We start from the raw sequence: 26,081 nt of genomic DNA on the forward strand, positions 1-26,081 counted from the left end.
CAGTTGTGGCGTCATAGCAACGGTTCAACCAACGGCATCATCCCGGTGTGACACTCTGGCCACGCGTGGCCAGAGTGTCACAATGCGTCACGTCATACGCATACAACATGGTCAGCGGCATCATTGCACTGTGACTGTTCGCATGGCTTGGCATATGCCACACGTAAGGCACGCATGCCAAGCAAGCACAGCTCAAATCGAGTCGTTCATTTCCAAAGTCAGACAGGTGGCGATGGCCTGGTTCATGCTCATGTTCAACATGGCGCTTTTCTCAATCACCTGACGTTTCGTACTGTTGCCCAGCCGGGCTTTCAACCGTCGTATGTCACCAGACTGGCCATATTTGCAGTTATGGCATGCTGACGGGTGCAGCGTGTCAAGATGATGATCCAACGCGCGTTGCACCACATCACTATCATGCACACCTTGCGTCGCGGCTTGCACACGCACCCATATGCGTACCTGCGCTGGCAGACGCAACGTCAAATCCTGATGATTATGGTTCTTCATGCGTGTCAGCTGACCGCTCGTATGATGCAACGCCTTGTTGATTTGCATACCGTCATCCCCTCATGCATCGTCCTGTCATGATGCCCGCAGCATCATGGTTCGCCATCAACCCTGACAGCCCCAACCAATGGTCTATTATTGCAGGAGTCGCACCACTGTTCAAGCGTTGCCACACTGCATGTGGTCAACAAGCCGTCACATACGGCAGTTGCGCCACCAGCTCCTGGGCCAATGCCGCAAACACGCCAAGCCGTGATGGCATCACACCCCCATTCACCAGATCGCCATAGCGTTCCTGTTCAACTATCGCCGTAGCGCACAACCCCACGCCATGCTGCTTGCACCATGCGCGCGCCTCGCGTTCCCCATCCTCATCACAACGACCCAACAACACGCTATGCGCAGCACCCATCAACCCATGCGCTTGCGCCGTGCGTTGCAGATGGTCCGGCTTGGTATCCGTACACAACAATGCCACATCACAGGCGTCAACCAGCCCGCATACCCGACGCATGTCACGCGACCCCGCATCAACCACAGTGAAACCCGCAAACGGTTCATCATACCTACCCATATCATCAACCCGTATGACATCAGTATGACCCTGGCCGGCCACGCGCTCACGCCAATGTAGCAACGCGCCCGATACGGACGCATCCACCAATCGCACCGCATAACCCGAACGGTGCAACGCCAAAGCCATGCACAACGCGTTCGTACTGACACCAACCAAACGCACCACGGCACACACCACCACACGAACATCCGCCGGTTGAAACCCGATACGCACACCTTGACGTTCATGACGGCGTTCATCACCATCCGCACGCTGAGCCATGGCAATGGCCTGAGGATTGCCACGCAACCATCGCAACACAGCATTCACCCCCAGCCGCGAGCGCACACCATCCGTTTCATCAGCCCGCACCCATCCAGCCAGGCGACGACGCGTGCTGATGCGCAATCCCCCGTGAATGCCGTCCTGTTCACCGCACGCCATGGCTTGTGCCAAACATTCCAACCGGAACGCGCACAACGTGCATATCGCCATAGCGCCCTTGGTCAACGCTCGCTGCGTCGAAGGATCATCAACACACTCTGTTCCCCACATCACATCCGTCAACCACAATGGCAGCATCGTGCACAACCGTTCACGCTCTTCAGGTGCACATGTGTTGCCGCAATGCACACCTACCCCGTTGCGCTTTCCCATGGCCTATCCCCCTTGATCATCCGCGATCCTATGCACCCGCCCCTATGCCGGTTGAATCACCCATGCTACGGCCAACCAGTCGCACAATCAACGTGTCCCGCGTGCCCATTGATCATGCATCAGGAATCCGTTGCAGCAACGGTATGATGATTGACGTCTGCCGTTGAAACGAAAAATCCCTACGGCACATGCCGTAGGGATTCGTAACGGGCTCCTGCGACTGGGCTTGAACCAGTGACCGTCCGATTAACAGTCGGATGCTCTGCCAACTGAGCTACGCAGGAATGTCATGCTCCGGATTTCTCCAGCGCACAAGACATGAATATTACACGAATGCGATGTGAGCGCAAATCATCGGCGTTTCGCGTTGTTGGTCACTTGTCGCCACGTGTCGGCACCTGTTGTCGCAACCGCATGAGACGCACGGCACATCATGGCGATGGACCATGGGTTACGGCATCACGATTTGGTTCATTGGCATGGCCGAATCAATCGCGAAGTCCGCTGATGAGGGTGCCACGCCGGCGTTGACGAGGTTGGAGCCGAGCATGGCCACCATGGCGCCGTTGTCGGTACACAGTTGCAATTCGGGGATGCGCACGTCCACGCCTTGGATCGCACCGTATTCTTGCAGTTTGGCGCGCAGTTGCGAGTTCGCGGAAAACCCTCCGCCCACGATCAACGTGTTGGAACCGAATGTTTCGCAGGCTTGCATGGCTTTACGTGACAACACGGTGGCCACGGAATCGGCCAATGATGCGCACACGTCGTCCACGGGAATCGGCAGGCCTTGCGCCTGGCGTTGTTCCACCCAGCGTGCCACGGCGGTTTTGACTCCGGAGAAGCTGAAATCATAGGGATGGGCTTTGCCGGCTTTGCCTTGGGTCAAGCCTTGCGGCACGCGCAACGCATGCGGGTCTCCCAACTGGGCGTGACGGTCGATGTGTGGTCCGCCCGGATACGGGAAGCCCAGCAGGCGTGCGACCTTGTCGAAGCATTCACCTGCCGCATCATCCAATGTGGTGCCTACCACGTCCACGTGGCGTGCCACGTCGCGCACGTGCAGTAGTGACGTGTGTCCGCCGGAAACAATCAGGGCCAGCGTGTCTGTCGGGAACGGCCCGAATTGCAGTTGGGTTACGGCGATATGACCGATCACATGGTTGACACCATACAACGGTTTGTTCGCACCCCACGCCAACGCTTTCGCACCAGACACGCCCACAGCCAGGCATCCGGCCAAGCCGGGCCCGGCGGACACGGCGATCGCGTCCACGTCAGCCAAATCCATGTTGGCGTCCGCCAGTGCGCGCGTGACCACCGGTGTGAACTGTTGGGCGTGCGCGCGTGACGCGATTTCGGGAATCACGCCGCCATAACGGGCGTGCTCATCCATCGACGAGGCGACCACGTTGGACAGCAGCACGCCGCCTTGCACCACGGCGGCCGCCGTTTCATCGCACGTGGATTCAATGCCGAGCACAATCGGTTCGCTCATGGGATTCTTTTCCGCTCCTTGACACCATGCGGCGCACGCCCATGTGGAAGGCGGCCGCCAATTCTTTGATCGGTTCCAGCCTACTCACACCATAGGGCGAGCGCGTCAACCACCATCAGGCCAGTCGCTTCATGCAGACGGCCCGTCTCGTATGTTTACGCGGCTTGGAATCCCACGACGCGTGGTTGCAGGTCCAACGCCATCGTGTAAGCGTCTTTGCCTTCGGGCATGTAGTAGCGTTTGCGCAGTCCCAGACGCGTGAATCCGAACTGTTCGTAAAGGCGTAACGCCGGTTCGTTGTCGGTGCGCACCTCGAGCAGCATGCGTGCGACGCCTTGGTCGCGGGCTTGTGCAATCAGTTGGCGCAACAGCATGCTGGCCACGCCTTGGCGTTGCCAGACGGGGTTGACGCCGATGGTCATGAGTTCCGCGTCATCACCGTCATACCAGAATCCCGCGTAGCCGCGTACCATCATGCCATTGACCGCGGGTTGATTTTCGTCTGCCCGTGTGGTTTCGTCGAGGTCAAGCAGATAGGTGCGCGCGGGCGCGTCGAGTTCCTGACGCACCATGTTGGCGGTCCATGCGCCCGCGCCGAACAGTTGCGTTTCGAGCATGCTGATCGCGTCGACCACGTCGTCACGGTCAAGGCTCGTGATATCGCTGATCATGCGTGCGACTGCCCCGTGGTGCGGGAGTCGGTGGGCCCGGCCTGCCCATCGTTGGCATCCGGCGTATTCGTGCTCGCCGTATTCGCCTGCCCGCTGCCGTCCGTCTCGTTCTTGTCAGCGGCCCCATGGTTGAGCACATGCTTGAGCGGATTGGGTACGGACACGTCCGGGCGGCGCAAATACAACGGTTCCACATCCACGCCCGCGTCACTGTGGTCACTGTCGCGTTGTGCGCAAGCGGCGAATTCCTCGAGTCCGGCGGCTCCGCAGTCCAGCAATGAATGGTCGATGACACTGCCCAACGAAGCGATGGCTTGCCAACTGTCCGCATAGGTTCCGGCGCCGTGTCCCGCCACGTCCACCACCATGTGCACGCCCGCATGCTCGGCTTCGTAAGCCGCCACAGCCGTGTTGACGCGTGTGACGATTGAGTCGGCCGCATCAATGTCCATGTCGATGAGCACGGTGCGTGCGCCTTCATCCGCATACGGTTCGCAAATCAACGTGAAATACAGTTGCTTGCGTCGCGCATCGTTCACGCACAACGTGGCATAGACGGTGTTGGCGCTGTCCTGATTGACGGCTTGCGGCACGTCGGCCAGAAAATCGACGTCAGCCACGCGCGCATCCTTAAGGTGGGCCAGGCGCATCATTGTCGCGTTCGGTGTCAGATCATCCTGGCCGAGCACGTCGGCGCCTGTGGCGACGGCGAGCGCTTTGGCTGCGACCAGTCCGACGCGCAACCCCGTGTAGGGGGCCGGTCCGCGGCCTACGACGATCCGTCGAATGTCCTGCGGGTTGATGCCGGCCTGTTGGGCTGCCTGATCAATGTTGGTTTGCAAGTGTTCAACGTGGCTGCGTGAATCAGCGTCGAGGATCGGGGCGTGTCCGACGAATCCGACGGTCGATCCGAATGAGGTGTCGATGACGAGTGTGAGCATGCTCGCTTCCTTAGTGTCGACGGTTGGTCGACGTTTGGGGCCGCTTTCTTGGCGGCGTTTCGAATGTGGGATGAAGGCGTTGCGTCGGCAAGGTTTGCCAGGTCACGCCAAGTGGTCTTGCAAGCGTGCAACCCATTGGTCGCCGACTGGGGTGATTGTGATTGTGCGCTCGCCTTCACTCGTCAACTCACCGTAGGCGTCTTCGCTTGGTATCGGCTTGGAATTTGCCTCATGGTTCGTGTCCGGTTCAGCCAATGGCCGGTCGATATGGATTTCGAGCCGTTGCGGTGCGAGCGCTGCCGCCATTTGTTCACCCCATTCCATGAGGATGACGCTGTGCGCTCCCGGGGATTCGAGTTCCTCGTCCAAGCCAATCGATTCCAGTTCGTCCAACAGCCGGTCGACGCTGTTTTGTCCCGGCGCATAATCGTTGCCGCCCAACCGGTAGGCGTCCACGTGGATCAGCGTGGCGGGTGTGCCGTCCGGGAATTGTCCGTTCAGTTCTCGCGCGATTGTGAACGTGGGTGACACGATGGGTTCGTCAATGTGCAATGCGCGCCCGAATCCTTGGGCGAACGTGGTTTTGCCGGCGCCTAGCGGGCCGGACAGCAAGATTACGTCACCGCCGTGTACGAGTTTGGCGATGCGTGCGCCGGCTTGGCGCATGTGTTCAGCGCTGGGTGCTTGCCAACGGATGGTCGGTTCGTTCATGATTGCCTTTCCAATGCGGGCACGTGGTGCCATCGGTTTAATGCATGCCTCGCGCCGCGATGCTGCTTACACATCGTTCGAGCGCGTACAGCGGGTCCGCTCCGTTTGTTTTGCATTGTTCATCCGCCCAAGCCAGCAGACGGATGCATCGGGCCAGTCCCGGACTGGTCCATCCGTGCAGCTGTTTGGTCGCGTTTTTGAGCATCCACGGCGCCATTTTCGTTTCCGCCGCGGTGATTTGTCCGGCTTTGACCGCTCCGGCTTTGGCCAGGGAGCGTAGTTTTATCGCCAACGCGCTGACGAGCAGGATTGGTTCGGTGCCTTGCGCCACAGCGTTGCGTAACGCGATGACGGCATCCTGGACACGTCCGGCCAACGCCAGGTCGGCGACGTTGAATCCCGTGACCTGCGGGTTGGCAACCAGGTAGCGTTCCACCAGGTCCAACGTAACCGGTTCGTCGAAGTCGAAACATAATTGTTCGCACATCGCGTTCAACGCGCCGATATCCTCACCAAACACGGCGACCAACTGTTGGGCGGCCATCGGTTCGATACGCCGCTGGTGACGTTCAAAACGTTGCAGCACATAGTTGAGTTTCGCATCGGTTTTTTTCAAATCGGGTACGTCAAGCACTTGCGCCCCGGTTTTTCTCAACCGCTCGATTACCGCTTTGCCTTTGGGTCCCGCTTCTTTGGACACCACCACGAACGACGGGTCGGGTTCGTGTCCGGCTTGTTTGAGCCACTCGAGTATCGCATTGATGAACGGTTCATCCGCGTTCTGCACGTTCCACACGGTCACGTTCGCCGCGTCGGACAGCAGACTGGGGCTGATGGCTTCCTCAAACATCATCGGCGTGGCTGTGGTTGCATCCAGTTCCACCACGTCACGTTCCGGATGGTACTCGCTGGCTTGCCGCACCAGTTCCAGCACTTGTTGACGGTTGAGGAACGCGTCGCCCCCTTGGACGATCACACAATTGGCCGACTGGTTTGCTCGCATGGTTTCAATGTCGCCGTATCGGTGGACATCGCTTGCGCGTTTTGCGTGCATGATCACGCTCCTTCCACTGCACCGTGTCAAGTTCCGTCCACGTTTGTTCACGCCACACGGTTATTCGATTACTCAACGTACGTCGCATCGGGCTCGTCCCGTTGTTCATCATGGCCGTCACTATGTGGCCTGCGCGTGCAGCCAATATGACCCACATGAGCATCAACGCGAACACAAGCGCCAACATGAGCGCACCCTGCCAGCCTGGCATCCAGTCAATCTGCGCATGTTCGTCACCGCACCATTGGGCGGCGAGCGCAATGGGCCACGTCCCCCAGGACGCCGCATAGGCGAGCATGTGGCCCAACTGTGGCATAAGCCAACTGGTCATCAATGCGCCCAACGCGCATATGGTGGCCACGTCCAACAACGGGTTGGCCACAAGATTGGCGATTATTGACCATGGTGGCAGCGCCGGTTGCATCAGCGTTTGTATGGGCAATGCGAACAGTTGCGCCGCCACACTGACCGCCAACATGTCAGCCAGCATGCGCGGCAGCCAGGTGCGCCACCAGTGTTGCAACACTGGCGCCAACCAGGAGATACCAAGTACGGCGCCAACCGACAGTGCGAATGCCAAGTCACTGGCCGCGGTCGGATCGGCCATGAGCATCACGATCATCGTGCACGACAACGCGTGCCCGGTTTGCGCGCGTCGCCCGGCCAGCATGGCCACGGTGGAAAACCAGGACATGACGAACGCGCGGTTGACGGACGCGGAAGGTTGCATCAGCATCACCAATCCGCTCGACAACATGAACGCCATCCCCGCATTCATCCAACGCGGTGCCAACAGTCGATGGCATATGAACGCCGACAAGCGTCGCACGAGCACAAAATGCGTGCCAGAAACCGCCATGATATGCATGATGCCGGCCGCTTTGCACCGTTGCGTCAACCATTGAGCATAATCCGCATCCACAATCTCCTGGCCCTCAACAGCGACAGGACTGTCATGGCCCAACACGCCCATCGCCAAACCGGGCACGAGCACACGACCTTGGTCAGGCAAACCGCGCGTGGCATGTAGCAGTGACCGTTGCATTCGGTTCACGCCACGCCACCACCAGGACGCGTGCACCGAGCCTTGCAATGCGCTCGCCGTTGAGGATGCTGATGACACTCCAGCAGACGGTTCGGGCGATGCCAACACCCACACGCTTTCGCGACCATAGGCCGCTTGGGTGAAGGTGACGCGCATACGCATGGTGGCGCCACGATACCATTGGCTGCAATCCGGATACGTCGCCATCGCCAACACGGCAGCATGCGACGGTTGCATCACACCATCGGATTGCACGGCATCCACCACGGCCCGCGCCTGACAATCCATGCCACGTTTGGTGCTGGCATGCGCAGGCTCACGCAACGTGATTGACACTTGTCGTGGTACGGCCCGTTGTGACTCGCTGCCCATGAGCAACGTCACCGGGTCCGCCTGATCCAACAACTGCCGCACCCCCACATTGACCACGACCACCAGCACGGCTGTGAGCATGACGACCAGTTGGCCACCCACATGACGTCGGCCACCACCACACGCATTCAAGGCGCGCCCCGTACTGATCACAGCAACCATCATGACGGTCAGCGCCAACACCACCAGCCCAATCGCCCAGATGATTACGCTCCGATCGACCACGCATGGCATGGATACGGTTTGCATCGCCAACGTCACCGCCCACATCAGCATGGCAACCGGTAGCAACCGCCAGTCACGGCTACCGGCAATACGCGACACGGGCGCGCATCCGTCAGGCATGCGCAACGTGCGCAACCATGCGCGCGCCCACGCCTGCACGCTCCCCCACGCCATCATCGCGCATCTTTCACGTTGACGGTGACGAACGGCGCGATTTTCGCCAGTGTTTTCGCGCCAATACCTTTGACCGCCATCAGTTCGTTCACACTCGTGAACGGTCCGTGCGCGTTACGATACTCGACAATGCGCGCCGCCATCACCGGTCCCACACCGTTGATCGTTTGCAACTGGTCAGCGTTCGCCGTATTCAAGTCAATCAACCCCTCATCGACACTGTCCGACGATTCAGCAGGTTGTGTTTGAGCTGGAGCAGACGGTGAAGGAGCGGATGGCGATGATGCGGAAGGAGTTGGCGAGGCTTGCACGTCGGATGGGTGTGCGCCAACGTCCGACGAGGATTGAGGGGTTGGTGTGGTGTCATCATGAAGCGCACCAGACGTATCCGGCTGCCCGGAACCAGAAGAATGAGCCGACCCGTGGTCCGTCTGGCTGGACGCGGCACCCGCATCCCCGGCAACACTCAACGCGCCCATGTTGAGCGCCTGTTGCACGAGCATCGTCACACTGGCCGCCAACACGGCCAACAACACGAGAATGACAATGATTGCATGCTTGGGATCGATCAGCACGCGTGCAGCCGTGCGCCGCTGATGCACCACCGCGTCGTCAGCGCCATCCGACGCACGCACCCGCACCACCGACTCCAACGACGCCGAGCGTTCGCTTGAACGTCGCGTCGTATCGGTTGGCGGCAGCGGCGGATGCAACAATTCCTGCCCATCATGCAACACACCCATGGTTCCACTGTGTGGCAACCATGGGTGTGTTGTCGAGCCGGCACAACCATTGTGGAAAACCAAACCGTTATCCACCATGCTTGCGCCTCAGGCGATGCCATGCTATGAGGCAAGACGCGTCAGGCATGTATCATTCCGCTGGCACAATCGAGACGATCTTGGGAGCCTTGACAATGACCTTGCGTGGCGCTTTGCCACCCAAACGGTCCTGCACGGCTTCCAACGCCATTTCTTCCAATGTGGCAGCGTCAATGTCGGGGCTGACCTCAAGCTTGGCGCGCACCTTGCCTTTAATCTGCACGACAGCGGTCACCGTGTCCTGACCCACATAACGTTCATCAGCCTGCGGCCACGGGTGGGCGCTCAGAGACGTGTCATGGCCCAGACGCGACCACAATTCCTCCGCCACATGCGGAGCCACAGGCGCCACCATCAGGATCAACGGTTCAATCGCGGCACGCGGCACCGTGTCCAAGCCCGTCAAATGGTTGTTCAACACGATGAGTTTGGCGATCGCCGTGTTCGGACGCATCGCTTCCATTTCCACCGTCACATCGGCGATCGTGTTGTTGAGCAGCTTCAACGTCTTGTCATCCGGGGTGACATCGGCGACCGTGACTTCCCCGGTCGTCTCATCGATCACGTTGCGCCACAAACGCTGCAGGAAACGCATCGAACCGACCACGTTGCGCGTGTTCCATGGACGCGACTCATCCAACGGACCCATGCTCATCTCATAAAGACGGAACGTGTCAGCACCATAGTTTTCATACATGTAATCAGGTGTGACAATGTTCTTCAGGCTCTTGCCCATCTTGCCGAATTCACGGCGCACCGATTCACCCTGCCACGTGAACTGTGGTTCGTTGCCACCATCAGTCGAACCGGCGACTTCCTCAACTTCTTCAGCCGGCACATAGGCGCCACGCTCATCGCGATACGCATACGCCTGGATCATGCCCTGGTTGAACAGCTTGTGGAACGGTTCAGCAGAATCCACGTAGCCCAAGTCGAACAGCACCTTATGCCAGAACCGCGAATACAACAGGTGCAGCACGGCATGTTCCACACCACCCACATACAGGTCCACGCCACCGGATTTGCCGGCTGTCGCATTATGGTTCGGCCCCATCCAATAGTCGTATTCATCCTGTTCGACCATATGCGTCGTATCATGCGGGTCAAGATAACGCATGTAATACCAGCACGAACCCGCCCAGTTCGGCATCGTGTTCGTGTCACGGTAATACGTGCGTTCACCGTCGCCCAAGTCGAGTGTGACCTTCACCCAGTCCTCGTTGCGGCTCAACGGGGCTTCCGGACTTGAATCAGCATCCTCAGGGTCGAACGTCTTGGGCGCATAATCGGGCACTTCAGGCAAGTTGATCGGCAGCATCGAATCAGGCAGCAGATGCGGCACGCCATCCTCACCATAGACGATCGGGAACGGTTCACCCCAGTAGCGTTGACGGCTGAACAGCCAGTCACGCAGACGGAACGTCACCGTGCTTTGACCTTGACCGGATTCGTCAAGCCACTCGTTGACCTTCGCAATCGCATCATCAACACGCAGCCCGTTGAGCGACAACGCATCACCACGAGACGCGGTGGCGTCGACGCTGGAATTGATCACGATGCCATCATGAGAAACAAAAGGAGCCTGCCCTTCGAAATCAGCGAGCGTCATGCCGCAATCCGGCAACGGCTCAACCGTGTAGATAACAGGAAGACCATACTTGATTGCGAAATCATAATCACGCTGGTCACCACCAGGCACAGCCATAATGGCGCCCGTACCGTAATCCATGAGCACGTAATCCGCCGTAAACACGGGAAGACGCGCACCCGTGATCGGGTTGATCGCGAACAAACCGGTAAACAAACCGGACTTGTTGCCCGCATCCTCCACACGGTCACGCGCTGTTTTCTGCTCGGCGGCCGCACGATACGCGGCCACAGCCTGCACCGGCGAATCATAACCGCCAGTCCACAGCTCACGCTGGGACGGGTCGATGCCCTCAGGCCACTGTTCGGGCACATGGGCGAGCAGCGGATGCTCAGGCGAGACCACAGCGAACGTCGTGCCAAACAGCGTGTCGGGACGCGTGGTGAACACCTTGAGCGTCTCATCACCGTTTGCCGCCGGCACACGGAAGTCGACATACGCGCCATGCGATTCGCCAATCCAGTTGCGCTGCATGAGCTTGACCTTCTCCGGCCAGTCAATCGTATCCAAATCCTCAATCAGACGGTGGCCATACGCGGTGATGCGCATCGACCACTGGCGCAGCTCACGCTGGAACACGGGGAAATCACCACGTTCCGAACGACCCTCGGCCGTAACCTCCTCGTTAGCCAACACCGTGCCCAAACCAGGACACCAATTGACCGGGGACTTGGAAATGTATGACAAACGGAACTCGTTGAGCACATCAGCATGCTCCGCCTCGTTCAACGAATCCCACGCCTGACCCTCATGGCCCGGAATGGCACGCTTGCCAGAACGGAACTCGTCTTCCAGCTCACTGATCGGACGGGCACAACCCTTCGTGCCCGACGGATTGGTCGCCTCGGCATCATACCAGGAATCGTAAATACGCGAGAAAATCCACTGGGTCCAACGCACATAGCCGGGTTCAATCGTCGCGAACGAACGACGGTCGTCAAAACTCAAGCCCATACGATGCAACTGACGACGCATATTCGCGATGTTCTGCTCCGTCGTGACACGCGGATGCTGGCCAGTTTGCACCGCATACTGCTCAGCCGGCAGACCGAACGCGTCATAGCCCATCGCATGCAGCACGTTCTCACCCTTCATCCGGTGATAACGGCTGACCACATCCGTAGCCAAATAGCCCAACGGATGACCCACATGCAAACCCTTGCCCGACGGATAGGGGAACATGTCCATCGCAAAGAATGAAGGACGGCCCTCAGCATGACGGCCCTGGCCATCCGTCAGCTCACCAGCGACGTTGGCAGCCCAGAACGTGCCCTGCTGGTCCCAAATCGTTTGCCATTTCTCTTCGATGGTCTGTGCGAGTGCGGCATCGTAGCGGAACGACGGCGTGCTCGTCTCATCGGACGGCGCGATTGCGCTTTTCTCAGTGTCACTCATAGGGAAAAGTATGGGTTTTTCTGTGGACAGGGCGGCGCATCATGGCCAGCATGTGACAATGCCACTCAACCTAGCCATCCACCGCGTCGCCAACAGCTCGTGAGACGGGACAACCAGGCATCACCGCCTACCCTCTGCCATTCTCGCAGCTATCGTTCACTGCTTCGCGTCAGCCTTATGCACCGTGGGCGCCTTGACGGATTTGCCGCCGTTGAGTCCCGGTTCGTCAGTTTGCAAGCGTTCCATGGCTCGGGTCCATTCGCCGCTCGCAATCATCTGGCCGATCGCGTCATCGACAAGTGAGAGCATTTTGGCTTTGTCACCGGCCACGGCCACACCATAGCCTTGTGAGCCGAACGTGGCATCCATGACCGACGTATATTGGTCACCCGTTTGCGCGGCCAAACCGCGGATCACCGGCTCACTGCCGGCCACAGCTTGCACTACTCCCGTCAACAATGCGGACACGCATTGCGGATATGAGGGTTGTTCACTGACATGCACGTCGGACACCGTCTCCTGCACCAGCGCACGATCCGCCGTGCCCGTAACCACGCACACACTTTGGCCTTGCAACTGGTCAGGCCGCGTCAACGTATGGTCCCCGTTTTCGACCACCAGAAACGCATCCGGCACACGCAAATACGCTTGGGACACGGAAACTTGCGGATCTTGGGCGTCATCCTGATCATCGCCCGCAGGCACCGTCTGGTCGCCCACAACCAACGCCACCGTGCCGTCCTGCAATTTGGCGGCCGCGTTCGCGGGTGTCACAGCGTGGAAGGTGATTTGTGAAGAGCCATAGCCCAACACTTGGGCGACATAACGCGCCACGTCCACATCAAACCCGGAAAACGATCCGTCCGCATACCACCCCATGTAGGGTTCGTCAACGGGAATGCCAATCGAAAGCACAGGACCGTCCGGTTGGCCTTGCGGTGTCACCGACACCGACGTGCCGCATGCCGCCATGGCCGCACACATGGCCACGCTGGCCGCTACGGCCATGCCACGACGCACCAGATGCAATGGTTGACGTCCAATCACATCACACCTCCACGGTCAAGAGTTGAGGCCAACGGGTTATTTGAACAGTCGTGAACGTGTCAGGAACCAGGACACAAGCACCGACACGAGCACGGCGATCGCGATCACAATCACAAACCCCCATGGGGAGCCCGACAATGGCATGCCATACATGCCAGCCTGAAAGTTCATGCCATACATCGAGAAAATCAGCGTGGGCACCGACAGCGTGATCGAAATGATCGTGAAGATACGCATGACATTGCTCAAATTGTTCGACACGATCGACGCGAACGCATCGGTCATGTTCGCCAAAACGCCGCTGTAAATGTTCGCCATCTCGATGGCCTGCTTGTTTTCGATGATGACGTCCTCGAGCAGATCCTCATCTTCGGCATACTGCTTGAACCGGGGCAATGTCGTCAGTTTCTCCATGACGATTTCGTTCGATTTGAGCGACGTGGCGAAATACACCAATGTTTTGCTCATTTCGAGCAAAATCATGATTTCCCTGTTCTGCATGGCCGACCGCAACCGCAGTTCAAGCTTGTCGGTTTCCCGGTCGATGATGCGCAGATAGCGCAAATACATCGTGGCGTTGCGATACAGGATCTGCAAAATGAAACGTGACCGCATGGCCGTGTTGAATCCGCGAATCGTGCCCTCCATGAACGGATGCAACACCGGAGTGTCTTGCATGCACACGGTGATGATCAGATCCTTGGTCAAGATGATTGACAACGGAATCGTCTCATACCAGTCACGGCCGCCACGGCTTTCCACTGTCGGAATGTCGACAATGATCATCGTGTATCCGTCTTCCACGTCAACACGGGAACGTTCCTCATCATCCAACGGTGCGCGCAAATCAGCCAGATCGATGCCGGTTTTTTGACAGACTGTGGCCAGTTCCACGTCGGTCGGGTCAGCCAGGCTCAGCCAGGCGCCTTCGCAAGGCTCGTCAATCTGTTCCATTTGCCCGTTGATTGTGCTGAACATGCGCAGCATGATCGTCACCGCCTTCCGATAGGTCCACTGCCGGCAACCGCGGCATCCGCCAAGACGTGTGGAACCATCGGCAACCAAGCCGTTCCAAGCTCACCTCGGCACGTTCCACACCAGCCCAAACCCGTAACGCCATGCGCCCGCAAGGAACACCGTGCAGGCCCGACTGCGGATTTTCGGCCAAACGCCTACTGTAGTCGTACCGTGCCGACTTATGCGCGAACCGATGGCGGATGGGCATCGCAAGCCACCCGCCACCAGTGCGTCACCACCGGTTCGTCATGATCAGTTCAGGCTTTGGGCCCACTGACCGACTTCCACACAGGCATGTCCGCCGTATGCAAGGATTGCGGTCCGTTCTCCCAATCAGTCATCGCCGCGACGGCCGGCCCCTCATCATAGGAGTCCAGCAGCCACGAACCCGGTGTGATCTGCTCACCGTCAGGAGGGGTCAGCGTCGACCAGAACGCGTTACGCATGCCGTTGATCGTGGAATTGGCATTGACATCCAACCCGAGCAACGTCTGAATGGTGGCACCAATCCATGAACCATGCGACACGACCATCAACGTGACATGGGACTCGTCACCCGAACCCGTACAAGCCGCATTCGCGTCCATGCACAAATCGCATACGGCTTTGGCGCCACGTTGGCCCAAATCGTAGCGGCTTTCCACACCGAACGCGGCTTCACCACCTTGATGCAACCGCCAGGAACGGTAGCCTTCCGGATACTGTTCGGCAATCTGCTCACGTGTCATGCCTTCCCACATGCCAAAATCACGTTCACGCAACCGCGCATCCACATGCACGGGCAAATCCATGATGTCGGCGAACGCGTGGGCCGTCTGCTGAGCCCGCAACAAATCGGAACTGTAGACGAGCATCGTGCGCTGTGACGCCGGCACCTCACGGTACTGCGCAGCTACTTGCTCACCCATAGCCTCAAGTTCTTGAGCTCGTCCCTCGTTTGGCGTCACATAGTCGGCCGGCACGGTTGGTGCCATATACGCATGGGCTGAACCGTCACGCGACGCCGTACCCGCCCGGTGCGCCAAACCGGACACTTTCGCCCAGTAATAGCGTTGCGCCAGCGCGTAAGCGCTTTGATCGACCTGCCAATGGCCAACCACATCAAGTGGCACATCAATCTGGCCTTGCATACGCCGGGCCAGATTGAATGCGGTGCGCCCGTGGCGCAAGAAGATGACGTGATCGATCATGCGATACGCTTACCCGCGTTGGCGCCCGACGTCAAATCATCAATCTGCGTGATCTCCAGCACGGGAATGCACACAGGCGCCTTCGTGCCACGCTCGGCAGCCAAACGCACCTGCTCATCAAACAACTCACCTTCCGTGTGCAACGTCACCGTGCCGCGGAAACGGTAGCCGACCTTTTCAGCGAGATTCGCGCATGCCACCACCAAGGGGCTGCCCGACTTCAAATTCTCATAAACCTTGCCGCCCGTACGCTCGTGGTAGGCCAAGTGGGAGTCGTCGAGTACAAACATTGACATCTTGGGGCCCAGATCCAACTCCCCTTCCGGGCTGATCGTTGTCACCCAGCACAGGTTTTCGTTGACAAATTCAATGATTTCCGGGGTCATGGTCACCATGGCGGTTCCTTTCGTTTCGCGAAGTGTTCGTGAAGTACTGTCCACTCTATCGGAAACGAACAGGGAACATCCTGAAATTGCGCCCATGGATGCGTGGGAATGCAGGCACCATGTTTTTCCGTAAGGCTGCCCAACTACAAGAAAACCGGAATCGTAAGGATTCCGGTTCGTGGGTGGAGCTAAGGAGATTCGAACTCCTGACCCTCTCCATGCCATGGAGATGCGCTACCAGCTGCGCCATAGCCCCGAAGGAAAGCTTGACCTGATTGGCCATGCCCTAAGCACCACCTTGGTGATGCGTTGGTGGAGCTAAGGAGATTCGAACTCCTGACCCTCTCCATGCCATGGAGATGCGCTACCAGCTGCGCCATAGCCCCGAATATTGAGTTGTGTTCTGCTGCCGTGTTTCCAAGGCAACGGTTTGTTATATTACGACACTCACCGCCTGCATGCAAATTCGGCGTGTCGCAGCGTATGTACGGAATCGGGATGTGGGGCTCGTTACGCCATGCGAAGGGCCGCGGAAATCAATGAAATCCCCGCGACCCTTGCCGTGCGCGACGCTTGCGTGCGGCATCACCAGTCTGTGGCAGTTACTGGGCGGACGTACCGGACGCGCTCCCCTGTGCATCTCCCGTCTGGCTACCACGCGCGGCGTCGGCTCCGGTTTTGCTGTCTCTTGACTTGCTGTCGGCCGCCTTGTCGTCGGTTGGTGACGTGGGCGAGTCGGACGGTGTCGGAGTCGGTGAATCTGAAGGGGTTGGAGACGGCGTCACGGGATCCGTGGGCGAGTCGGATAGCGTCGGAGTCGGCGAAGGTGACGTGGGAGACGGCGTGGGTGACTGCGTTGGCGACGGCGAGTCCGAGGGGCTCGGAGATGACGGTGTGGCGGACGGCGTCTGCGTCGGTTCAGGCGCGGGAGTCACAGGCAACGTGCCCTGCGGCTGTTCAGAAGGAGTCACGGACTGCGTTGGCGTCACCACGTCACGCACGACGGAATCCGTGCCCTTGCCGTCCGTAAACGCCAAAATCAGCCACGCCGTAAGCCCCACGGCAACCAGCGAACTGACAATGGCCACAACCATGCCCACGCGCTTGATCCGGCGGGCGCGACGCACCGCATCTTCCGATGCCGTTTGATTATCCTGCGTTGATGCCTGCCCCGGGTTCTGTTCCGCAGTTTCCGCCTGGCTCGCATCCCTCTCAGCCGTTGTGTCGGGCCGGGTTCGCGAATCGTCCTCCTGCTTGAGCACCGTAGTGTCGTCAGCAATCGGACTCGAGTCGGACGGTGTGATGATCGTGGTGGACGTGACGGTGCGCGTGGCGGTCTGTGAGTCGGTGCCTTGCGAGTCGGTAGGCTGCTGGGACTGCTCGGATTCGGACTGTCCTATTGCTGGCAACTGCTGGGTGCGTGCCGCGTCGAGTTCGTCCAGTGTTGGAGCGTCAATCGTTGTGGTTTTCTGTTTCTTGATTTTTTTGCCCGACTCGTCAATGACGTTCTTATATAGCTGCGAGGCCGTGGCCGACACGATGGAACCGACAGCCACGCCGATGACGGAGCCGGCAATGCCGATCTTCGCCGACAGCAGGAACGAGGTGACGGCCGCCAACGCACCCGCGAACAGTTGGGAGAAACTCAAGCCTTTGAAAAAATTTTTCATGATTATTGCCCACCTTGCCTCCGTGGCCTGATGCAACGCGGCATTGGCATACGAAGCTGCCCAAGCGTTGCGGTCAGGCGGATTGTTGCGTGTTGGTGTGGGGCTCGTACCATTGGGGCGTGTCGGCAATGGCCGGCCCGTGATTGTAGTCGTTGAGGATCCAACGGTCAGGCTGTGTCAGCATCGCGTTGGTCAACCGCGCCCAATGCGCGTTGCGCATTGATGAAACGGACACAAAGTCGGGAAACGCTTGGGCAATGCCGAACATGCCCTGCAATGTCTGCTCGATGAACGCGCCATGCGAGAACACGAACAGGTCGCTGTCAGCTCCGGCGACACGCGACCAGTGGGCGATGGCTTGCATGCCGCGCGATGCCACAGCCATGCGGTCTTCGGCGCCGTGACGCATCTCACCACCGCCACCGTCACGCCAGGATTCGAAATCCTGCGGGAAGCGGACGGCCACATCTTCCACCGATTCACCTTCCCAATCGCCAAAACAGCGTTCACGCAGCCGTTTGTCCGTATGCACTTGCAAACCGAGTGCATCAGCAAACGCATGCGCCGTTTGCATGGCGCGTGTCAAATCGGATGACACAACAAACGGATGGCAGTCCGTATGGTCGTGCACATACAACTCACGCAGAGCATGGCCGGTCTGGGCGACTTGCCATAGACCCGTTTCATCGAGCGGAATGTCGATGCGACCTTGGAAACGATGCTGGTTGTTGTAGGCGGTCTGGCCATGACGCACGATGGTCAGCGTGCGGCTCTGGCCGTTGAGTGTGCGTGTGGTAGGCATGAGGTTCACTCTTCAGACGAGTCGGCAGCGTCCGCAACGCTGTCGGTGGTGTCGTCAGGGCCGTTGGCAGTCAGATCCAATGCGATTCTCTCACAGTCGCGCCACAGACGCTCGAGGTTGTAATACAAGCGTGAATCGTCGTGCATCACATTGACGATGATGTCGCCGTAGTCGATCAGGATCCACTGGCCTTCGGCCACGCCTTCACGCGAGCGCGGTTCAAGATGATTGTGGTTGAGGTACAGGTCTTTTTCAATTTCTTCGGCGATCGCCAGCACCTGACGTTCGTTGTTTGCGGATACGATCAGCATGGCGTCGGTGATGCCCAGACGGTCGCTGACATCATAGGCGACCGGGTCGGTGGCTTTGAGACGGTCGGCGGCTTGGGCGGCCGTGCGCACAAGATCAATGGATTCTTGCAATGCGGTCATAAGTGGTGTGCTCCTTCACGTGTGTCGATCACCTGTGGTGATCAGGGGCGGTATTGGTGTTGATCAGGATAGTTGGAATGGTGCGGGGCGTTCCATCGGCCCCGTGCGCTCATGGCAGCTAACCCCAGGCATTCGTCGCGGTCGGTTCACTGTCCGGACTTGGGCTGCCAATGTTCCACGACATGCTCGGTGTTTTCCGAATAGACGAGCGCGTCAGCCGGCACATCATGGCGTACCACTGAGCCGGCGCCTGTGGTCACGCCGTCACCGACAGTGACTGGGGCGACGAACAAGTTGCCAGCGCCCACATGCGCATTCGAGCCGATGGTGGTGTGATGTTTGTTCACGCCATCATAGTTCGCTGTGATGGTGCCACCGCCAATATTCGTGTGCTCGCCAAGCGTGGCGTCACCCACATAGCTCAAATGCGGCACTTTGGTGCCGTTGCCGATATGGGCTTTCTTCATTTCCACATAGGCGCCAGCCTTCGAGCCTTCGCCCAGCTCGTTGCCCGGACGCAAATACGTCCATGGGCCGATTGTGGCATGCGCGCCGATATGCGATTCCTGTACGCGGGAACGCTCCACGACAGCGCCTTCGCCGACCCTGGCATCAATCAGCGTCGTGTAGGGGCCGATTTGGGCTTGTGCGCCGATGACCGTGTTGCCTTTGAGGAACGAGCCCGGCAGGATCACGGCATCCTGGCCGATCATGACGGTGTCTTCAATCCAGGTGGTGTCGGGGTCGAGCACCGTCACGCCTTCACGCATCCATGCTTCGGCGATGCGATGGTTGTAGGCTTTGGCCAGTCGTGACAGTTGCACGCGGTCGTTCACCCCTTCCACGCTCAACGGATCGGGTGCGGCGAACGCGCCGACACGGCCATGGGCTTTGGCGGCTTTGAGCGCATCGGTCAAATAAAACTCATGTTGGGCGTTGTTGGAATCCAGGTTCGCGATGGCGGCGCTCAACACGGCGGCATCAAACACATATACCGACGTGTTCACCTCACGTACGGCCAACTCATTGCTGTTGGCGTCCTTCTGCTCCACAATGCCCAGCACGTCGCCTTGCGAGTCGCGGATGATACGGCCGTAGCCCGTCGGATCGTCCAGGATTGTGGTCAACACGGTGGCCGCATTGCCGCTGTTGTGATGGAAATCAAGCAGCTGGTTCAATGTTTCCGTGTCAAGCAACGGCATGTCGGAAGCGGCGATCAGCACTGGACCTTCCAGGGGGGCGTCTTGTTGCAACTGTTGCATCGCGCACTGCACGGCACGACCCGTGCCAGGAATGTCATCCTGGTCGACAATGCACACGCCGGCGTCATATGAGCGGGCTGCTTGCGCCACACGTTCAGCCTGGTAATGCACGACAACGGCCAGCGTTTGCGGACCCAGCTGGCCCACGGACGTCATGACGCGTTGCAGGAATGTGCGGCCCGCGAACTCGTGCAGCACTTTGGGAGTTGAGGAACGCATGCGCGTGCCTTCACCTGCCGCCAAAACAATCGCCGCCGTCAATGCCATGGTTTTCCTGCCTCCTGGGCTGCCCATGCAGCCGATGTGTGACGTGGATGGATTGTCAAGTGCAGCCCAAGACGCGCATCCGCACCTTTGACGGCACTCAACAGGAACGCTCTTGAGCGTACACCACGAAGCCGAAGAAAACGGCCAAGACGCGCTGGTCCTTGGCTGTTTGGAATATCTTGATACCGCCGTTGTGGCGCGCTTATGCGACCCGACACTCAGCGTAGGTCACGCAACGCATCATCGATTTGGGCGAGCACATGGTCGGCGGCCGCGTCGTCATTGACAAAATCGTAGGTGTCGCCATCAATACGGATCTTGGGGCTCATATGGTATTCGTCAAACCAGCGTGGATACGCGTCATGCACCTGCTGATAATAGTGGTACAGCGACGGGTCATTTTCAATCTGTTCGAAAGTGCGGCCGCGTTTCTTGATACGTTCGAGCATTTTTTCAAAGCTCACGTCAATGTAGATCAGCAAATCCGGTGCCTTCTTCGGCATGCCTTCAAGCTCTTCCATCATGTTGTTGAGCAACTCGTGATAAATATGCTGTTCCGTGCGCGTCACGTTGCCGTTGATGACGTTCAAGTCAAGGAACAACGCGTCTTCGAAAATCGAACGGTCAAGCACATTGTTGTTGTGCTTGTAGGCTTTCTTGATGGATTCAAACCGCTTGTTCAAGAAATGGATTTGCAGCAGGAACGCGTACTTCTTGGGATCCTTGTAATACAAGTCAAGTACGGGATTGTCATCCACCGATTCATAGAACACGTCAGTGCCATAATGCGACCCGACGATGCCTGCGAGCGATGATTTTCCTGCCCCGATGGTGCCTGCCAGTACCAGCAACAGTTTTGATCTCCTTGTTCAGGCCGCCATCGGTGCCCGGCTGGCCCGGATGCGTGAAGCGCATCATGACGGGTCAATCATGCGCTCTGGCGACAAGCCGACCATATATGCCCACAAACAATACAAAAGTCCGACATCGACGAACCGATGTCGGACCATTGCCATGGGTGCTCCCCCACCTGGACTCGAACCAAGACAAAGGGTTCCAAAGACCCGTGTGCTGCCATTACACCATGGGGGAACGGCGGTCGTGACCGCCACGCTTTATTATGCCACAAGGGCCGACAAAGTCCAGTCCGTTGCAAAAAATAACCGCCCCTACCTGGCGGTAAGGGCGGTATTTCAACGTTACACGCCGAACGGACCGTTTGCGGCCGTCAGGCGAATTTGAATCCCGTGCCGTGATGTTCGGGATACGTGTCGAACAGTTCAGCCACGGAATCGTCGGCAAACACGGCCTTGATCGCGCTGGCCAGCAGCGGCGCGATTGACAGCACCGTCAGACCGTCCCAGCGTTTCTCTTCAGGAATCGGCACCGTGTCGGTAAGCACCACTTCGGTGGCACCGCATTCTTTCAACCGTTGTACGGCCGGATCGGACAACACGCCGTGCGTGGCGACCACGGTCACCGACTTGGCTCCAGCATCGCGCAACACATGGCAGGCGCCGGCAATCGTGCCGGCCGTGTCGATCAGATCGTCAACGAGCACACAATCCTTGCCCACCACGTCACCGACTACACGGTTGGCCACAGCCTGGTTGGGCCGCGTGATATCACGCGTCTTATGCACAAAGGCCAAGGGGCCGCCACCCAGGCGCTGCGCCCACTGCTCGGCCACACGGATACGGCCCGCATCGGGAGAGACAACGGTGACATTGTCAAGATGACCTTCGAAACGGTCGCGAATATAGTCCACGAGCACGGGCATCGCGATCAGATGGTCCACTGGTCCATCAAAGAATCCTTGGGATTGTGCAGCATGCAAATCCACGCTCATGATGCGGTCGGCGCCTGCGGTCTTGAGCAGGTCAAACACAAGACGGCAGGAAATGGGTTCACGGCCACGATGCTTCTTGTCTTGGCGTGAATAGCCCAGCAGCGGGCATACCGCCGTAATCGAGCGGGCCGAAGCGCGCTTGAGCGCATCAATCATAATCAGTTGTTCCATGATCGCCTGGTTGACGGGCGACGAATGGCTTTGCAACACGAACACATCGGCGCCACGCACCGACTCGGTAAACCGCACATACATCTCCCCGTTGGCGAAGTCGTATGCGGTGGTCTCGAGCACATCGATGCCCAACTGGTCGGCGACATCGCGAGCCAGTTTCGGATGGGCACGTCCCGTGACGAGAATGAGGTTTTTATCTGGCTTTCCTTCAAGGATTGAGCTCACCGTATCTCCAGACATTAAGGGTGCGTGATACCGAACCCCCAGTGTAATGCGCTCATACGACGGGTGCGGCAGAATGCGCCGATGATGGACACGCAAATCGGCGCGTCACCACCGTCACTACCATGGGCACGCGAGCGCCACGCCATGGATTGACAGTCAGTCGCCCGCGCATCCGCAGCACGCCGGCACGCCGGCATGCTGGCTCTGGTTTTAGCTCTGGCTTTCCGGCACGCCGGTCCCAGCTCAGTCTTGCCGGTACAGCCCGTGTTTGCCGATGTATTGCACCACGCCGTCAGGCACCAGATACCATACGGGCTCGCCCGTGGCCGCACGGTGGCGCACATCCGTTGAGGAAATAGCCAACGCGGGAATTTCCAGCATGTCCACGCGCCCCTTGGGCAGGTTGTGCGCGGATGCCGCGGAATACCCGGGGCGTGTGACGGCCACGAAATGCGCCACATCGAACATGCGTTCCGCGTCTTTCCATTGCATGATTTCCGCCACAGCGTCCGCGCCCGTGATGAAAAACAGTTCGGCTTGCGGATGCAATGCGCGGATGTCACGCAACGTGTCAATCGTGTACGTCACGCCTGGCCGGTCAATATCCACGCGCGACACGGTGAACTTGGGGTTGGATGCCGTGGCGATGACCGTCATCAAATACCGGTCCTCTTCGTTGGTGACCTGTTTGTCCAGTTTGAACACGGGCCGGCCTGTCGGCACGAAAATCACTTCATCAAGATCATATACCCATGACACTTCGGACGCGGCGACCAAATGGCCGTTATGAATCGGATCAAAGGTGCCGCCCATGATGCCGATGCGCGGGCGTGTATGCCAGTTGCCACGCGCTGAACGTCGCGCTTGCATATCTACGGCGTGCGCTGCGGCATGCGGCTGGTTCGACAGTTCAGCCATACGCCGACCCGGTTCAGCGCCACTGTACGCTGCCGTCGCGTCACTCGAGACTCGCGTGTCAGGCGCCATTGGTTCCTTGTGTGCCATGATGAAAGTCGTGTCCTCGTCCACTCAACACTCTGGGTTTTGTTTCACCTGTTGAACTTACGCCGATAATCCGTCCTCGTGGCGGATTTCCTCGGCGAGCGCTTCCGCCAATGACGGGCCCGCGTCGGGATCGGCCCCCATGTCGAGGGTACCTTGCACGGCCGTGTCTTCAGGATCGCCTGTGGCATCCGGGTCGATTTTGCCCATGTCCTCGTTCCATTCGTCCTGGACGACACGGCGGATTTCCGCGAACGTCGGTAGCGGGAAGGAGGGTTCGTAGATGCGTCGGATTTCGGCGACGCGATGCGTGATGGCGATCAGCATGTTGGTCATGCCGTCAATGTCGCCGCGTGCTTCGTCCGCACTGAATTTGGCGATGTAATGTTCCAATTGGCGCATGAGTTCACGCATGGTAGAACATTGCAGCGCCGTGGGTGAGACAACTTGTGCGGAATCCATTTCGGGCCAGCCGATCAGCACGGCGTCCGAATATTCCAGTGAGGCGCGTTGCGCGGCGGATGCGATGCCATCCTCGATGGACACGAGGAACACGTATCGGACGATGCTTAAGCGTTCGGAGGCGATTTTCAGCCCGATCATCGGGTTCGTCAAATCCCAGTGCCACGGGTTGTCGCAGGTGGACGGGTCGCATGATTCGGCATCGATGTCATCGGCACTATCGTCCCCATCATTTTCCATGCTGGACGTGGCCATGTCAGCATCATCACCGTCTGCGTTCGTGTCTGCATCTGCAGCTGTGGCGCCTGTGTCAACGTCGCGACACTCGCTGTCCTCGTTGGTCACGTCGGCATGTTCGTCGACGGCGTAGCCATTGGCGGATTCCTCGTGTTGCCGCGCCACTTGCATGGACGGCGGCTCCCCGTCAGTCATGTCCTTGGCGGCATCGGACGGGTTGACGGTAGTGGACATCATCATTGTGCTCATGCGCGCACCTGACCCATGCCGTAACCAATCCATTTTGTCGTGGTCATTTCAGACAAGCCCATGGGACCGCGCGCATGCATTTTCTGCGTGGAAATGCCCAGTTCGGCGCCAAACCCGAACACGCCGCCATCAGTAAAACGCGTGGAGGCGTTGACCATGACCACAGCGGAATCGATGCGCGACGTGAACGCGTCGATGCTGCGGTAGTCTTCGGAAATGATTGATTCGGTATGTCCCGTGGAATGGCGGTTGATATGCGCGATTGCGTCATCCACGCTGTCGACCACGAGCACACCCATGTCCAGCGACAGGTACTCGGTGTCCCAGTCCGCCACAGTGGCGTCCACCAGCTGCACACCTTCAATACCGCCGGCTTCAATCAGCGCACGCGAGACGGGATCGACATGCAGTACCACGTCGGCCTGGCTCAACGCGCTCGCCACCATCGGCAGGAACGTGGCCGCCACATCACGGTGCACCAGCAGTTTTTCAGCGGCGTTGCATACGCCGATGCGCTGGGTTTTGGCATTGATCACAATGCGCACCGCATCGTCTAGGTTGGCAGTAGCGTCCACATAAATATGCACGTTGCCCGCACCCGTTTCAATCACAGGCACGCGCGAATTGCGCACCACCGACTGAATCAGGCCGGCCCCTCCACGCGGCACGAGCACGTCAACAAACCCGCGGGCTTCCATCAAAGCCGTGGCGCCAGCACGTCCGTACTGATCGACAGTGGCGACGAGACCACGGTCATAACCGAACGATTCCAACACGTCACCAATGATCGCCAGCGTGGCTGCGTTCGTACGTTCAGCCGCGTGGCCGCCACGCAGCATCGCCGCATTGCCCGACTTGATACACAAGCTGGCCACGTCCACAGTCACATTCGGACGGGCTTCGTAAATCATGCCGACCACACCGAACGGTACACGCACCTGCTGCAGTTTGACACCGTTTTCCAACGTGTATCCACGCACAATTTCACCAACAGGATCAGCCAGCGACGCCACATTGCGCACGCCTTGCGCGGCCGCGGCCACACGCGTCACATCAAACTTCAAACGGTCAAGTTTGCCCGCATCCATGCCCGCATCAAACGCGGCCTGCATGTCAAGTTCGTTGGCGCCGGCAATTTCATCGGCACGATGATCAAGCGCATCGGCAATCGCGAGTAGCAGCGCGTTCTTATGCGCGGCATCGGCCGCAGCCAACCGGTGCTGCGCCTCACGCGCACGTTGCGCCATGTCGCATACCGCCTTGAACACTGTCGCGTCAACAGTGGACACATCATTGCCGCCAGCCGCCTGCCGCGTTGCCGCCGATTCCTGTTGCTGCGCTGTCACTGCCATTCCTCACTTCCATTGATTGCTCACCGGCTCACAGCCCGGTACGCCACACAAACGGGGTGCACCAAAACCCTGCCATGCATGTGATATATTTGACAACAATAACCGTTTCTGCCAACCTTCGCAGCCGTTGACACCATATCGTCCAATGCTTGGGACTTCCCCCCTCACTGCCCACGAGTGC

23 protein-coding genes and 4 tRNA genes are annotated in these 26,081 nt (G+C 58.8%); all 27 read right to left on the minus strand.

Translation table 11 applies throughout. From position 1 onward, the window contains the following. Positions 1-192: 192 nt before the first annotated feature. Positions 193-558 carry a hypothetical protein gene (locus tag BGLCM_RS05605; protein WP_006294687.1) on the minus strand — a complete coding sequence of 122 codons (366 nt, stop codon included), beginning with the start codon at positions 556-558 and terminating at the stop codon, positions 193-195. Between the two features lie 136 nt (positions 559-694). Then, positions 695-1,723, minus strand: coding sequence for a WhiB family transcriptional regulator (locus BGLCM_RS08070; protein WP_052295096.1), 1,029 nt, complete (start codon positions 1,721-1,723; stop codon positions 695-697). A 211-nt stretch (positions 1,724-1,934) separates the two neighbouring features. Next, positions 1,935-2,007, minus strand: a tRNA-Asn gene (locus BGLCM_RS05615). Positions 2,008-2,174: 167 nt separating this feature from the next. Beyond that, positions 2,175-3,221: a tRNA (adenosine(37)-N6)-threonylcarbamoyltransferase complex transferase subunit TsaD gene (gene tsaD, locus BGLCM_RS05620; RefSeq protein WP_006294691.1), complete on the minus strand. Its 1,047-nt coding sequence runs from the start codon at positions 3,219-3,221 to the stop codon at positions 2,175-2,177. A 155-nt stretch (positions 3,222-3,376) separates the two neighbouring features. Next, on the minus strand, positions 3,377-3,892 hold the full coding sequence (rimI, locus tag BGLCM_RS05625) for a ribosomal protein S18-alanine N-acetyltransferase (RefSeq protein ID WP_006294692.1): 516 nt from the start codon (positions 3,890-3,892) through the stop codon (positions 3,377-3,379). Next, positions 3,889-4,833: a tRNA (adenosine(37)-N6)-threonylcarbamoyltransferase complex dimerization subunit type 1 TsaB gene (tsaB, locus tag BGLCM_RS05630; protein ID WP_006294694.1), complete on the minus strand. Its 945-nt coding sequence runs from the start codon at positions 4,831-4,833 to the stop codon at positions 3,889-3,891. Before tsaB ends, rimI begins: the two co-directional genes overlap by 4 nt. A gap of 102 nt (positions 4,834-4,935) precedes the next feature. Next, positions 4,936-5,544, minus strand: a complete 609-nt coding sequence (tsaE, locus tag BGLCM_RS05635; RefSeq protein ID WP_044085118.1) for a tRNA (adenosine(37)-N6)-threonylcarbamoyltransferase complex ATPase subunit type 1 TsaE — start codon at positions 5,542-5,544, stop codon at positions 4,936-4,938. Between the two features lie 37 nt (positions 5,545-5,581). Beyond that, positions 5,582-6,547: a DNA polymerase III subunit delta gene (gene holA / locus BGLCM_RS05640; RefSeq protein ID WP_006294698.1), complete on the minus strand. Its 966-nt coding sequence runs from the start codon at positions 6,545-6,547 to the stop codon at positions 5,582-5,584. A gap of 4 nt (positions 6,548-6,551) precedes the next feature. Further along, positions 6,552-8,417 carry a ComEC/Rec2 family competence protein gene (locus BGLCM_RS05645; protein WP_006294699.1) on the minus strand — a complete coding sequence of 622 codons (1,866 nt, stop codon included), beginning with the start codon at positions 8,415-8,417 and terminating at the stop codon, positions 6,552-6,554. Further along, positions 8,414-9,157, minus strand: a complete 744-nt coding sequence (locus BGLCM_RS05650) for a ComEA family DNA-binding protein (RefSeq protein ID WP_006294700.1) — start codon at positions 9,155-9,157, stop codon at positions 8,414-8,416. The genes BGLCM_RS05645 and BGLCM_RS05650 overlap by 4 nt, the downstream gene beginning before the upstream one ends. A 130-nt stretch (positions 9,158-9,287) precedes the next feature. Next, on the minus strand, positions 9,288-12,278 hold the full coding sequence (gene leuS / locus BGLCM_RS05655; protein ID WP_006294701.1) for a leucine--tRNA ligase: 2,991 nt from the start codon (positions 12,276-12,278) through the stop codon (positions 9,288-9,290). Between the two features lie 156 nt (positions 12,279-12,434). After that, positions 12,435-13,325: a transporter substrate-binding domain-containing protein gene (locus tag BGLCM_RS05660; RefSeq protein WP_044085030.1), complete on the minus strand. Its 891-nt coding sequence runs from the start codon at positions 13,323-13,325 to the stop codon at positions 12,435-12,437. 36 nt (positions 13,326-13,361) lie between these two features. Beyond that, positions 13,362-14,312, minus strand: coding sequence for a magnesium transporter CorA family protein (locus tag BGLCM_RS05665; protein ID WP_006294706.1), 951 nt, complete (start codon positions 14,310-14,312; stop codon positions 13,362-13,364). Positions 14,313-14,599: 287 nt separating this feature from the next. After that, entirely contained in the window at positions 14,600-15,532 is a 933-nt protein-coding gene (locus BGLCM_RS05670; protein WP_006294707.1) for a histidine phosphatase family protein, read from the minus strand. After that, positions 15,529-15,927 carry a pyridoxamine 5'-phosphate oxidase family protein gene (locus BGLCM_RS05675; RefSeq protein ID WP_006294708.1) on the minus strand — a complete coding sequence of 133 codons (399 nt, stop codon included), beginning with the start codon at positions 15,925-15,927 and terminating at the stop codon, positions 15,529-15,531. Before BGLCM_RS05675 ends, BGLCM_RS05670 begins: the two co-directional genes overlap by 4 nt. Positions 15,928-16,101: 174 nt before the next feature. Then, positions 16,102-16,174, minus strand: a tRNA-Ala gene (locus BGLCM_RS05680). Between the two features lie 54 nt (positions 16,175-16,228). Further along, a tRNA-Ala gene (locus tag BGLCM_RS05685) sits at positions 16,229-16,304 on the minus strand. A gap of 216 nt (positions 16,305-16,520) precedes the next feature. Next, positions 16,521-17,588 carry a hypothetical protein gene (locus BGLCM_RS05690; protein WP_006294710.1) on the minus strand — a complete coding sequence of 356 codons (1,068 nt, stop codon included), beginning with the start codon at positions 17,586-17,588 and terminating at the stop codon, positions 16,521-16,523. Between the two features lie 73 nt (positions 17,589-17,661). Then, a complete protein-coding gene (locus BGLCM_RS05695) occupies positions 17,662-18,390 on the minus strand; it encodes a histidine phosphatase family protein (RefSeq protein WP_044085031.1) in 729 nt (242 codons plus the stop codon). Between the two features lie 5 nt (positions 18,391-18,395). Then, the gene (gene rsfS, locus BGLCM_RS05700; protein WP_006294713.1) at positions 18,396-18,821 is read right to left on the minus strand and encodes a ribosome silencing factor; all 426 of its coding nucleotides are present in this window, start codon (positions 18,819-18,821) and stop codon (positions 18,396-18,398) included. 146 nt (positions 18,822-18,967) lie between these two features. Then, on the minus strand, positions 18,968-20,350 hold the full coding sequence (gene glmU, locus BGLCM_RS05705) for a bifunctional UDP-N-acetylglucosamine diphosphorylase/glucosamine-1-phosphate N-acetyltransferase GlmU (RefSeq protein WP_006294715.1): 1,383 nt from the start codon (positions 20,348-20,350) through the stop codon (positions 18,968-18,970). Positions 20,351-20,568: 218 nt separating this feature from the next. Next, a complete protein-coding gene (locus BGLCM_RS05710) occupies positions 20,569-21,201 on the minus strand; it encodes a deoxynucleoside kinase (RefSeq protein ID WP_006294716.1) in 633 nt (210 codons plus the stop codon). A 170-nt stretch (positions 21,202-21,371) separates the two neighbouring features. Then, positions 21,372-21,442, minus strand: a tRNA-Gln gene (locus BGLCM_RS05715). A 136-nt stretch (positions 21,443-21,578) separates the two neighbouring features. Next, entirely contained in the window at positions 21,579-22,613 is a 1,035-nt protein-coding gene (locus tag BGLCM_RS05720; protein WP_006294718.1) for a ribose-phosphate diphosphokinase, read from the minus strand. 228 nt (positions 22,614-22,841) lie between these two features. Then, positions 22,842-23,516, minus strand: coding sequence for a nicotinate-nucleotide adenylyltransferase (gene nadD, locus BGLCM_RS05725; protein ID WP_238548643.1), 675 nt, complete (start codon positions 23,514-23,516; stop codon positions 22,842-22,844). Positions 23,517-23,660: 144 nt separating this feature from the next. Next, the gene (locus BGLCM_RS05730) at positions 23,661-24,203 is read right to left on the minus strand and encodes a hypothetical protein (RefSeq protein ID WP_044085121.1); all 543 of its coding nucleotides are present in this window, start codon (positions 24,201-24,203) and stop codon (positions 23,661-23,663) included. A 341-nt stretch (positions 24,204-24,544) separates the two neighbouring features. Next, positions 24,545-25,900, minus strand: a complete 1,356-nt coding sequence (locus BGLCM_RS05735) for a glutamate-5-semialdehyde dehydrogenase (protein ID WP_006294722.1) — start codon at positions 25,898-25,900, stop codon at positions 24,545-24,547. Positions 25,901-26,081: the final 181 nt, after the last annotated feature.

It is taken from the genome of Bifidobacterium gallicum DSM 20093 = LMG 11596 (genome assembly GCF_000741205.1).
GTDB classification, from domain to species: Bacteria; Actinomycetota; Actinomycetes; order Actinomycetales; family Bifidobacteriaceae; genus Bifidobacterium; species Bifidobacterium gallicum.